Here is an 11,350-nt window from a genome sequence, read left to right as displayed (position 1 = left end):
GCTTCGTAATCAGATGCTCGGTAATTCAATTGCCGATGTAGTTCACGGAGAAAACTGAGCAAGTAGGAAGGTGGAATATATATGAAACAAGATACTTTAGAGGGTAAAGCAAAAACAAAAAACGGGGTAAAACGGCTGTGTTTTTCCATAATCTGCATTCTTCTGGAAGTGATTTTTATTATTACTATCGTAACACGCTTGAATGAATATGCAGAAATCATAAATTTATTTACAAAGATTTTGAGTGGGATCTTGGTTTTGGGATTGTACGCATCAAATAAGACATCCTCTATGAAAATGCCTTGGGTCATCTTAATTCTAATTTTCCCAATTATGGGTGTAGGCCTGTATTTGTTGATTGGTTTGAATGGTGGCACACATAAAATGCGTGAGCGATATGCAGAAATTGATAGCAAATTGTTACCAATGCTTCCGGACAATCAGGAGTGTTTGAGCAGAATAAAAGAAACAATTCCGAAAGCAGGAAATATAGCAAGTTACATACAAAGAAATTCGCAGTATCCAATCTATCAGAATACGGATATTGTGTATTTTGATGAAGCAGTGAAAGGATTAGAGGCACAGCTTAAGGATTTGGAGAAAGCACAGAAGTTTATCTTTATGGAATATCATGCGATAGAAGACGCTGAAGCATGGCATAAGATTCAAGATGTTCTGGAAGAGCGAGTAAAAGCAGGTGTGGAAGTTAGAGTATTCTACGATGATATGGGTTCTATAGGCTTTATTAACACAGATTTTGTGAAAAAGATGGAGGCAATAGGAATTCATTGCCGTGTATTCAATCCGTTTATGCCAGGTTTAAATCTGTTTTTGAACAATCGTGATCATAGAAAAATAACAGTTATTGATGGAAAAGTCGGATTTACAGGTGGATATAATCTAGCAAACGAATATTTTAATTACACACACCCGTATGGACAGTGGAAAGATACAGGTATTCGTTTAGAAGGAGATGCTGTTCAGTCGCTTACGGTGACATTTTTGGAAATGTGGAATGCAGTAAGTGATAAGGATGCTAATGATTCTGATTTTAGTAAATACCTTTTCCACTATGATTATGCGGCACAGCAAACTGGGTTTGTTCAACCTTATGCAGACAGCCCTATGGATAATGAGCAAGTAGGAGAAGAAGTTTATATCAGTATGATAAATAAAGCTGAAAAATATTGTTGGTTTATGACTCCATATCTAATCATAACAGATGAAATGACGCATGCGTTATGTCTGGCTGCTAAGCGAGGGGTAGACGTAAGAATTATCACACCTGGTATCCCTGATAAAAAATTCATTTATAATATAACTCGTTCTTTTTATCATGGATTGGTTAAACATGGTGTTCGTGTTTATGAGTGGACTCCTGGTTTCTGTCATGCAAAAATGAGTGTGGCAGATGACTGTATGGCAACTTGTGGAACAATTAATCTGGATTATCGAAGTTTATATCACCATTTTGAAAACGGCTGTTTTATGGCAGATTGTCAGGCAGTTGTGGAAATAAAAAATGATCTGATAAGAACGATGGGAGAATGTCGTGATGTGACAGACCAATATCAAACCGGACGAAGTGCATATTTGCGACTGGGACAATTATTTATGAGATTATTTGCTGGATTGCTATAAGAATCTGATGAAACGACCTTTCAAAAAACAGTTGATTTAGAAGTTAACTGTTTTTGAAAGGCCGTTTTTGCTATATCTAACAGTCTGTTGTACAAAGAAGATTTTGCATTGATGAAAAAACAAACCTTGTTGAGGTTAAATTGAGATTGACTTTGTATTGTATAAGTATGAAATAAAAAGGAATCAGGTGATGTACAATGAAAAAGTATAAAATATGTAAAATCCTTCTTGTTATACTGGCAATTTTTTTATGTGTGGCTTTTTATGAATTGCTCGGAATCTGCGTTGCATATAAAAAGCAGCCGGAAGTGTCCAATACAACCAAAAAAGAAACAAAAAATGGGAAGCACGTATCTGGATACGGAACTGATGCTTGTAATACGTAGCAAAGAGATTAATAAACAGTTGGAAGAAGGCATGATGGAATATGAAAGAGTGTCCCGACAGGTATTGGAAGATGGAACCTATCGTGATCCGTATCATGTAGAGCCAATTGAATTGACAAAGAAGCGTCAGAGAAACGTACTTTTGGTACAGCATCTGCTTGGATGGGCAAGGTATCTGTTTTAATAAGGAGGAAGGAAAACGTGTTTCAAATATTGATTGTAGAAGATGATAAAGAATTAAGCCAGCTATTCCAAAAAGTGCTTGAGAAGAATGGATATCAGGTCAAAAGTGCATCGGATGGAGCACTGGCATTAGAAATATTGGATAAAGAGTATATTGATCTGATCATTTCCGATATTATGATGCCGGTTATGGATGGTTATGAACTGGTGTCGGAACTCCGTTCAGCAGGATATCAGATACCGGTACTTATGATCACTGCGAAAGGTTCCTTTGATGATATGTGCCAGGGATTTCTTTCGGGAAGTGACGATTATATGGTAAAACCGGTAAATGTGAATGAAATGGTTTTAAGAGTCGGAGCACTGCTTCGCCGTGCACAGATACTGAATGAACACAAAATTGTGATCGGTTCAACAGAGTTTGATTATGATGCAATGACGGTTACAACTGATAAGGAAAGTCTTGTTTTGCCTAAAAAAGAATTCCTGCTTTTATATAAGCTTGCAGCATCGCCAGGCAGAACATTTACAAAACAACAGTTGATGGATGAAGTATGGGGATACGAGACGGAGGCAGACCCACATACGATAGAGGTACATATAGGAAGAATCAGAGAGCGTTTGAAAGATAACCCTGATTTTGAAATCGTAACAATGCGTGGAATTGGATACAAGGTGGTGAAAAAATAATGGAACAAAAGAAAGAAAAAGGATTGCGGATTCGATCCTGTCTGACTGGTGCAATCTGGCTGGCACTTGTATTTTCAACAGTCATATCTGCGTTATTATTTGCTTTTTTGAATCATTTTTTTAATCTGCCTGGTAGCATACCTGTGCTTGGCTGGCTTTTGATTTTTAATACATTGATTGCAGGGCTGATTACTTCCTTTATCAATGCAAGGTTGCTGGAACCAATTACCAGACTCAGTAAAGCAATGAAGGAAGTTTCGCAGGGAGATTTTGAACAGCACTTGGAAACGAACAGCCGTATCGCAGAAGTTGGAGAATCTTACCAGAGTTTTAATGTGATGACAAAAGAGCTTCGTGCAACAGAAGTACTGCAGATGGATTTTGTCTCCAATGTTTCTCATGAGTTTAAGACCCCGATCAATGCCATTGAAGGGTATACAATGCTTCTTCAGGGAGAAGAACTGTCTCAGGAGCAAGAGGAATATGTAGAAAAAATCCTGTTTAATACCCAAAGGCTTTCCGGATTGGTTGGAAATATTTTGCTGTTATCCAAGTTAGAGAATCAGAACATACCAATGAAAAAAACAGAATATCGTTTGGATGAACAGATCCGTCAGGCATTTCTTTCCCTGGAGACAAAATGGACAGAAAAAGAAATTGGTTTCCAGGTAGAGCTGGAGGAAGTTAAATATACTGGGAATGAAGGACTTTTTATGCATATCTGGATGAATCTTTTGGATAATGCGATTAAGTTCAGTCCTTCAAAGGGGACAATTACGATGTTTCTGAAACAAGAACAGGATTCTGTTAAGTTCATTCTGGAAGATGAAGGACCAGGAATAGAGGATGATGTAAAATCCAGAATATTTGACAAGTTCTATCAGGTAGATGGATCTCATAAAGCAGAAGGAAATGGCCTAGGTCTTGCACTTGTAAAACGAATTGTAGATAGTGCCGGAGGAACAATCAAAGCAGAAAACCGTGAATATGGTGGATGCAGATTTGTTGTAGAGCTTCCAATACAGAAAGATGAGGCCATATAAGTTTAAGAAAAACAGATAGAGGAGGAATTACATGACATTTTATCAGGAGTTGCAGTTAAATCAGGCAGGTTCTAAAAACCTGTTGAAAAGGAGTGAAACACTAAAAGAAAAATTATATCATATGTGGGTATATCTGGTGAAGATAGCTGCTACAATGGCATTTTGTTTTTTCTTTGTTAGTATTTTCAGTATCCTATTTGGAAATGAGAACAGCATTGTAGGTGTAGTAGTCTTATTATGTCTCATGGTGTTTAGAAATGCGGATCTGGGGATCCACACCGGACAATCTACGATGCTTTTGGCTTTGTTCTTTGTAATTATGACTGTATGTCCGCATTTAGCAAATCAGTTTTCACCGGTATTGGGAATGCTGTTAAATATTGCGGCACTGGCTGTGTTGATTCTGTTCGGATGCCATAATCCATTCATGTTTAATCAATCTACATTGGTTCTTGGGTATCTACTGCTATATGGTTATGATGTTACAGGAAAAAGCTATCAGATGCGATTAGTCGGAATGGCTTTAGGTGCAGCACTTACCTGCTTCGTATTTTATCGAAATCATAAAAACAGAACCTATAAAAGAAATCTGAAAGATCTGATACAAGAATTTGATATCACTTCTTCCAGAACAAAATGGCAGATATGTCAGATTTTATGCGTACCGATTGTCCTTTGCATTGCAGAACTTTGTAATATGCCACGTGCAATGTGGGCTGGTATTGCGGCCATGTCCACGATTTTGCCGTTTATGGAAGATATGCACTACAGAGTCCGTAAAAGGATTGTCGGAAATATTGCAGGTGTTATATGTTTTACCGTATTATATTTTCTGCTTCCTTCGTCAATCTATGCATATATAGGAATTCTTGGTGGAATCGGTGTAGGATTTTCAGCACAATATGGCTGGCAGGCAGTATTTAACACATTTGGTGCTTTAGCCATTGCTGCAGAGACTTATGGACTACAAGGAGCGGTTAGTCTTAGAGTGATTCAAAATGTTTTTGGTGTTGTGTTTGCTTTAGCATTTTGTGTTATATTTTATTGGTTTATGTCTAAAAAAAACGGTTCATGCGGGACTCAATGTACGCTTTAATGAAGAAAAACAGATTACTTCTGATAACGAAATTCAAAAGTGGGCGAAACAGATTGTAAAATAGTACTCTTAGCAGAACTAATCAGGTGATAGGTAACATTTACTTCAGGATCAGTTAAGGGAATCCGTTTCCGTCCTTTCAGAGTCTGCTCTGAGCCGGGTGCTTTACTGCTGGAAAAACATAATAATGTGGAAGTCCTGACCAATTCTTCAAACTCAAATTCATCTGTCTGTATCAGAAAGCGGGATGCTGGCATTTTGCTTTTTACCAGATTTGTCCAGAAACCGATTTCATCACGAAGAAGGCAGTTAAAACCGTTAAGCTGTGAAAGACTCAGCTGTGAATGTTCTGCCAGTTTGTGTTCTTTCGGGATACAGACATAGAGCTGCTCCTTAAGATAAGGGATGCAGAGAAGATTTTTATCTGAACAGGCCTGTGGCAGAATACCGATATCAGCATTGCCGGAACTGGCATTTTGAAGGATTTCATCCATATTTGTCAGTTTTGAGGAAATAATATTATCAGGAAATCTGCGTGACAGTTCAGGCAATAATGACCATAGAGGTACGGGAGCGCAGGAATGAATGGTAATCGTATGCTGATTGCGTTCAAATGTCTGTACGGTCTGAACTGCTTTTTCAGACTCGGAAAGCAGAGACCTGGCCTGCTCTACCGCAACTTTACCGGTGGCAGTTAATTCGATACGGTTTTTACCACGATGAAAGAGTGGAACCCCAAAAGCATCTTCCACATCATGCATGGTTCTGGTAAGTGTCGGCTGGGAAATATGAAGTTTATCTGCAGCAGCAGATAAGGTACCACAGTCTGCGTAGGTTACAAACTGGTAAAGATCGGATAAATCTAACATTTAGATACTCCTTTTAAAGCAGGCAAGGCACGTGCAATCGGCGTTTCAAACTTCTATCCGGATCGTTATATCGACATTGCACATTTCGCAGAAGTTGTTCCTGCGGTAAATCAGGTGGAAACACATGTGTTCCAGCAGCAAAAAGTGGCTCGTGAATATCTTGCAAAACATAATACACAGATTATGAGTTGGGGACCGTTTGCAGAAGGAAAAAATGATTTCTTCAATACTCCGGTACTGAAAGAAATCGGAGCAAAATATGGAAAGAGTGTAGCTCAGGTGGCACTTCGTTTCTTGCTTCAGAATGGCATTGTTGTGATTCCAAAATCAACGCACGAAGAACGAATGCAGGAGAATTTCAATGTATTTGATTTTGTGCTGACAGATGAGGAAATGAAGCAGATGGAAGTGCTTGATACTGGAAAGAGTTTGTTCTTTTCTCATTATTCACCAGAAACGGTGGAATGGTTTATGAGTATTGTGTAACAAAGTAGCTTCATAAAGGCAAAAGCGTATTGTGGTTTATACGACCGGCAATACGCTTTTGCCGTATAATAGGATAAGAAAATTGTTATACGGAAAGGATAAGAAAATGAAGGAACAGAATCATCCGAATGTGATTAAAATTCGAAATGCACATGTTCATAACCTGAAACATATTAATGTGGATATTCCGCTAAATAAGGCGGAGCATATATCCCGCACTGGTATAAACATCAATGCTGTTGCATTGTGGATTGTATTCTGCAAATATTGTTCTCATCGTATCCCATCTCCTTATCATTTAATCAATCATTAGTAGCAAAAATTAAGAAGCATTTCAATCAGTCCACCATGTCACTTTTATTTTATGTTATACTGTTTTATATAATTTTTTGCCCTTGTATTTGCCCTTATCAGAGTTCATAAACACTGATGGGACGATATAACACAAGGGAAACAATAAGGGAAAGCTCACCTGTGACAAATCCAGTGTTTTCAAGGGTTTACAGAGAATTTAATAACAAAATATAACAGTTATTAAATCTCTTAAAACAGGTGAAATCTCAATCGGAATTTATGGAGGTAAAATAAAATGATGAAACTTGATAATTTTATTGGTATGATGACGGGACATTTTGATAACAAAGAGCAGTTTAATATGATGCAGGCAACAGGAAAAATATATCCTTATGCTAAGCATGTAAATACAGTCTGCAATGACAAAATAAATAATATTCCTCAAGATTTCAATGGAAAATTTGTTGTTGAAGAAAGTTACTATGAGACCAATGGTAACCGTCATGCATCACCGCACCTTTTCCTTATTACAGAAAATGAAGATGGAATTTTACTTTCCTCCTATGAGATTCCGGAAGGAGAAGACAAAAATACATTCTCATATGATTCTATGAAAAATGTTGATTATAGTGAACTGAAAAAATCTAAAAAGTTTACTCCTGCACTTTATCATGAAAATGATGGCATCTGGGAGGGAGGCAGCACAAGTCAGTTTTCACCAGTAATGACATTTAAGCTTTGGGAAAAGTTTTCTGATAGTTGTTTGGAAGTATCTGAAATTATAGAAGTTAACGGAAAGCGGACTTTTGGATACGATGATCCCATTATTTACAAACGTGTATAAATAAGTGATGAACATGGTGACAACTTCAAGTTTTTGAAACTGAGAAATCGGAATTCACTTCTACTTAGACATACAAACTGTTGACAGTAAAACTCCTATATAGTATTATTTGATAAAATACTATATAGGAGTTTTTGCGTGAAAATGAATGGCGGATTTCTTGTTACCAAAATAAAACAACTTGGAGATCGAATCTTTGAGAAGATTCTCAGCGAAAAGAATATTGATGCGTTTAACGGAGCCCAAGGGCGTATTCTTTATGTACTGTGGCAGGAAGATGGAATCTCAATCAGGTCACTCTCGATTAAATGTGGATTAGCGATAACTTCTCTTACTACGATGCTGGAAAGAATGGAAAATCAAGGGCTGATAAGACGTGTTCAGTCTGAAACGGACAAAAGGAAAACACTCCTGTTTCTGACTGAAAAAGCACATGCCTTAAAGGACAAATACGATTCTGTATCTGATAAAATGGGCAGTATTTACTACAAAGGTTTTTCGGAGGAAGAAATTACCCAGTTTGAGGAATGCCTCGACCGTATCAGAAAGAATCTTGAGGAGTGGCAGAAATCATGAGTATTTGTATCAAAGATCAGATTCAAAACATGAATATCGTCATCGGATGTACAGTGGGGTGTGCATATTGCTATGCCCGCAATAATGTGAAACGCTGGCATATGATTGATGACTTTGCTGACCCTGAATTCTTTCCGGGTAAGCTCAAGATGATGGAAAAGAAACGTCCGCAGAACTTTCTTCTTACCGGCATGAGCGATCTTTCCGGCTGGAAGTCAGAATGGAGAGACGAGGTATTTGAAAAAATCCGTGAAAATCCACAGCATCAGTTCCTGTTCCTTACAAAGCGACCAGATCTGCTGGATTTTGATACAGATTTGGAAAACGCATGGTTTGGTGTTACGGTGACGAGAAAAGCAGAACTGTGGCGTATTGACGCACTACGGGAAAATGTCAGAGCAAAACACTATCATGTTACCTTTGAGCCGTTATTCGACAATCCAGGTTCAGTTGATCTTTCCGGGATCAACTGGATCGTTGTCGGCACCATGACTGGAGTTCAGAGCAGGAAGGTTCATACGGAGCCGGAGTGGGCATGGTCTCTGACAGATCAGGCGCATGTGCTTGACATTCCGGTATTTATGAAGGAAGATCTTGTCCCTATCATAGGGACTGAAAATATGATTCAGGAAATGCCGGATGAATTCAATAAAGTGTTGGAGGTACAGAGATCATGGCAGAAGTAATAAATGGAATCCTCATTAATGAGGCGGAAACAAAGAACATCATGACCAAGTCCAGTCTGCCTGTAGGCGGTTACTCGGTCAATCCATATGTAGGCTGTACACACGCCTGCAAGTATTGCTATGCTTCTTTTATGAAGCGCTTTACCGGACACAAGGAGGAATGGGGCACTTTCCTTGATGTGAAGCATTGGCCGGAAATTAAGAATCCGAAGAAATATGCCGGACAGCGGGTGGTCATCGGTTCTGTGACAGATGGCTACAATCCACAGGAGGAGCAATTCGGGAATACCAGAAAACTTCTGGAGCAGCTGATCGGCAGTGACGCAGATATTCTGATCTGCACAAAGTCGGATCTTGTGGTACGAGATATTGATCTGCTGAAGAAGCTTGGACGAGTAACCGTTTCATGGTCGATCAACACACTAGATGAAAATTTCAAGAACGATATGGACTCTGCTTCTAGCATTGAGCGCCGTATCGCTGCTATGAAGCAGGTATATGAAGCAGGTATCCGTACAGTCTGTTTCGTATCTCCGGTATTCCCCGGTATCACGAATTTTGAAGCAATCTTTGAGCGGGTAAAGGATCAGTGCGATCTGTTCTGGCTTGAAAATCTCAATCTTCGAGGCGGTTTCAAAAAGACAATTATGGCTTATATCGCCGGAAATTATCCTGATCTTGTACCACTTTATGACGAGATCTATAACAAGCATAACCGCAGCTACTTTGAAGCACTTGAAGTAAAAGCTGAGGAAATGGCTAAGAAGTATGATTGTCCCTTTGTGGATAATGAAATGCCTTATGGCAGAGTCCCGCAGGGACATCCGGTGATCGTAGATTATTTCTATCATGAGGAAATCCGAGGGACAGAGAATACAGGAAAAAGAAATCGTTAATCTAAACGAAAATTAAACTGATGATGGTGGAGAGATTTATTTATCGCCATTTGAAATCGAGAAGTTCTTGTTTGAAAAATAGAGAAATTGTAAAATTAAAGAAAAAAGAAATGCACAGTTCTTAGCTTATCGGGAACTGTGCATTTTTGTAAATAAATACTTTTAATTAGCCGATTACGGCGTCCTCTGCTGTAAAATGTTCCAGAGAATTTTCTTTTACCTGTATGCAGATATAAGTAATTCCGGAAATATCGGATGCAAAAAACTGACGCTTTGCAGCAGGTGCGATTTTTAGCCAGTCTCCAGTTGAAAGGCTGATTTCTTCTCCATCAATTATGGCTTTGCCGTTACCTGAAAGAATTCCATAGATTTCCTCATTTTCTTTATGAGAATGAACAAATGGGACATTTGCTCCTGCAGGTAGTTCGTTTAAACTGATTTCTGCACCTGTTAAAGACAACTTTTCATGCAGTTCAATTCGGTTTTCCTTTCCAATAGTTGTTTTTGTGTAATTTGTCATAATAATACCTCCATAGTTGATTTGTAGTTTCTGGCTGCTTGGTATTAGTATAGTGTGAGACACATACAAAAACAAGTACGCACCTTTTTGTAACTGTACACTCAAAATTGAATGTGTTACAATAGACTCGGAGGTGAGAATTATGCGAGCAAAAGAAGAATTACCGGAATGCCCAGTTGCAACAGCGGTATCTCTCATCGGAGGAAAATGGAAACTGCTGATTTTGCGTAACTTGAAAGAGCGTCCATGGAGATTCAATGAGCTACAACGAAGTATAGATGGTATTTCACAAAAGGTTTTGACAGATAGTTTAAGACAAATGATGAGTGATGGACTGGCATATCGCCACGATTACCATGAGCAGCCACCGAGAGTCGAATACGGATTAACGGAACTCGGAACAAAAATGCTTCCAATTGTTAATTCACTTGCTGACTTTGGTAACTACTATAAATCACTTATTGAACAGAATTAAGTACGTTAGTATTTGAAAAGTTCGAACAATCGGAAGTTGTAGGAGAAAATTTTTAATGAATATAACAGTTTATCTTGGGGCAAACGAAGGAAATGACCCATGCTTACGAAAAGCAGTTGAGGAATTGGGGGCATGGATTGGAAACAGTGGAAATGCACTTGTTTACGGTGGTTCTAAAGGTGGTTTAATGGGAGCATTGGCAGACAGTGTATTGAAGGCAGGCGGTGATGTTACGGGTGTTGAGCCGAATTTTTTTATTGAAAATGAGTTTCAACATGATGGACTGACAAAACTGATTGTGACTAAGGATATGTCTGAGAGAAAAAACAAAATGATTGAGTTAGGAGAAGCCTTTATTGCCTTCCCGGGCGGCACGGGAACATTGGAGGAAATTACAGAGGTAATGTCGAAGGTGTCTTTGAAACATCTGGAGGCACCTTGCATTCTCTACAACCTGAACGGTTACTACGATGATTTGAAAGCACTTCTAAATCATATGATTGAAAAAGGATTATCTTCTAACGAGCGACAGGAGGGAATCTTTTTTGTTGAAAATCTGGATGATATAAAGCGAATCTTGAGACGGGCATAACTTATGTTTGCACAGTAAAATGGAGTTGCATTAGCGAAAGACAGAGCACGATCAATTTCCAGTTTTTGAAACG

Annotated in this window: 12 protein-coding genes and 3 pseudogenes; 12 read left to right on the top strand and 3 right to left on the bottom strand. The window is 38.6% G+C overall.

What is annotated here, in order from left to right:
• Positions 1–81 precede the first annotated feature (81 nt).
• From cls to DW922_RS13300, 5 genes and pseudogenes are all read left to right on the top strand, one after another.
• Positions 82–1,641: a cardiolipin synthase gene (cls, locus tag DW922_RS13320; protein WP_118726831.1), complete on the top strand. Its 1,560-nt coding sequence runs from the start codon at positions 82–84 to the stop codon at positions 1,639–1,641.
• Between the two features lie 351 nt (positions 1,642–1,992).
• Positions 1,993–2,211: pseudogene (locus DW922_RS13315) on the top strand (phospholipase D family protein); the annotation flags it as partial.
• Entirely contained in the window at positions 2,190–2,900 is a 711-nt protein-coding gene (locus tag DW922_RS13310) for a response regulator transcription factor (protein ID WP_118726830.1), read from the top strand. The pseudogene DW922_RS13315 and the gene DW922_RS13310, both read left to right, overlap by 22 nt.
• Positions 2,900–3,943: a HAMP domain-containing sensor histidine kinase gene (locus tag DW922_RS13305; RefSeq protein ID WP_118726829.1), complete on the top strand. Its 1,044-nt coding sequence runs from the start codon at positions 2,900–2,902 to the stop codon at positions 3,941–3,943. The genes DW922_RS13310 and DW922_RS13305 overlap by 1 nt, the downstream gene beginning before the upstream one ends.
• Before the next feature lie 31 nt (positions 3,944–3,974).
• On the top strand, positions 3,975–5,039 hold the full coding sequence (locus DW922_RS13300) for an FUSC family protein (RefSeq protein WP_118726828.1): 1,065 nt from the start codon (positions 3,975–3,977) through the stop codon (positions 5,037–5,039).
• A 14-nt stretch (positions 5,040–5,053) separates the two neighbouring features.
• Here the strand turns inward: DW922_RS13300 and DW922_RS13295 are convergent, their stop codons facing one another.
• Positions 5,054–5,908, bottom strand: coding sequence for a LysR family transcriptional regulator (locus tag DW922_RS13295; protein WP_118143185.1), 855 nt, complete (start codon positions 5,906–5,908; stop codon positions 5,054–5,056).
• Positions 5,909–5,932: 24 nt separating this feature from the next.
• Here DW922_RS13295 and DW922_RS13290 point away from each other — a divergent pair.
• A pseudogene (locus DW922_RS13290) lies at positions 5,933–6,394 on the top strand (aldo/keto reductase); the annotation flags it as partial.
• Positions 6,395–6,590: 196 nt separating this feature from the next.
• Here DW922_RS13290 and DW922_RS17725 read toward each other — a convergent pair.
• Positions 6,591–6,671, bottom strand: a pseudogene (locus tag DW922_RS17725) (toxin-antitoxin system protein); the annotation flags it as partial.
• 312 nt (positions 6,672–6,983) lie between these two features.
• On the opposite strand from DW922_RS17725, the gene DW922_RS13285 reads away from it, so the two are divergent.
• From DW922_RS13285 to DW922_RS13270, 4 genes are all read left to right on the top strand, one after another.
• Positions 6,984–7,532 carry a hypothetical protein gene (locus DW922_RS13285; protein ID WP_118544328.1) on the top strand — a complete coding sequence of 183 codons (549 nt, stop codon included), beginning with the start codon at positions 6,984–6,986 and terminating at the stop codon, positions 7,530–7,532.
• Between the two features lie 138 nt (positions 7,533–7,670).
• A complete protein-coding gene (locus DW922_RS13280; protein ID WP_118041147.1) occupies positions 7,671–8,108 on the top strand; it encodes a radical SAM mobile pair system MarR family transcriptional regulator in 438 nt (145 codons plus the stop codon).
• Complete coding sequence (locus DW922_RS13275; protein ID WP_118705700.1) at positions 8,105–8,794, top strand: radical SAM mobile pair protein A; 690 nt, start codon at positions 8,105–8,107, stop codon at positions 8,792–8,794. The genes DW922_RS13280 and DW922_RS13275 overlap by 4 nt, the downstream gene beginning before the upstream one ends.
• A complete protein-coding gene (locus DW922_RS13270) occupies positions 8,782–9,690 on the top strand; it encodes a radical SAM mobile pair protein B (protein WP_118544331.1) in 909 nt (302 codons plus the stop codon). Before DW922_RS13275 ends, DW922_RS13270 begins: the two co-directional genes overlap by 13 nt.
• A gap of 166 nt (positions 9,691–9,856) precedes the next feature.
• Here DW922_RS13270 and DW922_RS13265 read toward each other — a convergent pair whose 3' ends face one another.
• Positions 9,857–10,210, bottom strand: a complete 354-nt coding sequence (locus tag DW922_RS13265; protein WP_117495883.1) for a cupin domain-containing protein — start codon at positions 10,208–10,210, stop codon at positions 9,857–9,859.
• A gap of 142 nt (positions 10,211–10,352) precedes the next feature.
• Here DW922_RS13265 and DW922_RS13260 point away from each other — a divergent pair, with 142 nt between their 5' ends.
• Together DW922_RS13260 and DW922_RS13255 are read left to right on the top strand one after the other, a co-directional pair.
• Entirely contained in the window at positions 10,353–10,685 is a 333-nt protein-coding gene (locus DW922_RS13260) for a helix-turn-helix domain-containing protein (RefSeq protein ID WP_072522465.1), read from the top strand.
• Positions 10,686–10,740: 55 nt separating this feature from the next.
• The gene (locus DW922_RS13255) at positions 10,741–11,277 is read left to right on the top strand and encodes a TIGR00730 family Rossman fold protein (RefSeq protein ID WP_118726827.1); all 537 of its coding nucleotides are present in this window, start codon (positions 10,741–10,743) and stop codon (positions 11,275–11,277) included.
• The last annotated feature ends 73 nt before the right edge of the window (positions 11,278–11,350 follow it).

Origin of the sequence: Clostridium sp. AM42-4, from assembly GCF_003480105.1 — a bacterium.
In the GTDB taxonomy this organism is placed as follows: domain Bacteria; phylum Bacillota; class Clostridia; order Lachnospirales; family Lachnospiraceae; genus Brotaphodocola.
The sequence above is the reverse complement of the archived record's forward strand: the minus strand, read 5'-3'. Positions and strand labels throughout refer to the sequence as shown.

Bases quoted from the DNA above. Each gene is read 5' to 3' on its own strand.
- DW922_RS13275 (WP_118705700.1), top strand. From the start codon at position 8,105: ATGAGTATTTGTATCAAAGATCAGATTCAAAACATGAATATCGTCATC.
- DW922_RS13285 (WP_118544328.1), top strand. From the start codon at position 6,984: ATGATGAAACTTGATAATTTTATTGGTATGATGACGGGACATTTTGAT.
- cls (WP_118726831.1), top strand. From the start codon at position 82: ATGAAACAAGATACTTTAGAGGGTAAAGCAAAAACAAAAAACGGGGTA.
- DW922_RS13300 (WP_118726828.1), top strand. From the start codon at position 3,975: ATGACATTTTATCAGGAGTTGCAGTTAAATCAGGCAGGTTCTAAAAAC.
- DW922_RS13305 (WP_118726829.1), top strand. From the start codon at position 2,900: ATGGAACAAAAGAAAGAAAAAGGATTGCGGATTCGATCCTGTCTGACT.
- DW922_RS13270 (WP_118544331.1), top strand. From the start codon at position 8,782: ATGGCAGAAGTAATAAATGGAATCCTCATTAATGAGGCGGAAACAAAG.
- DW922_RS13310 (WP_118726830.1), top strand. From the start codon at position 2,190: ATGGGCAAGGTATCTGTTTTAATAAGGAGGAAGGAAAACGTGTTTCAA.
- DW922_RS13255 (WP_118726827.1), top strand. From the start codon at position 10,741: ATGAATATAACAGTTTATCTTGGGGCAAACGAAGGAAATGACCCATGC.
- DW922_RS13260 (WP_072522465.1), top strand. From the start codon at position 10,353: ATGCGAGCAAAAGAAGAATTACCGGAATGCCCAGTTGCAACAGCGGTA.
- DW922_RS13295 (WP_118143185.1), bottom strand. From the start codon at position 5,908: ATGTTAGATTTATCCGATCTTTACCAGTTTGTAACCTACGCAGACTGT.
- DW922_RS13265 (WP_117495883.1), bottom strand. From the start codon at position 10,210: ATGACAAATTACACAAAAACAACTATTGGAAAGGAAAACCGAATTGAA.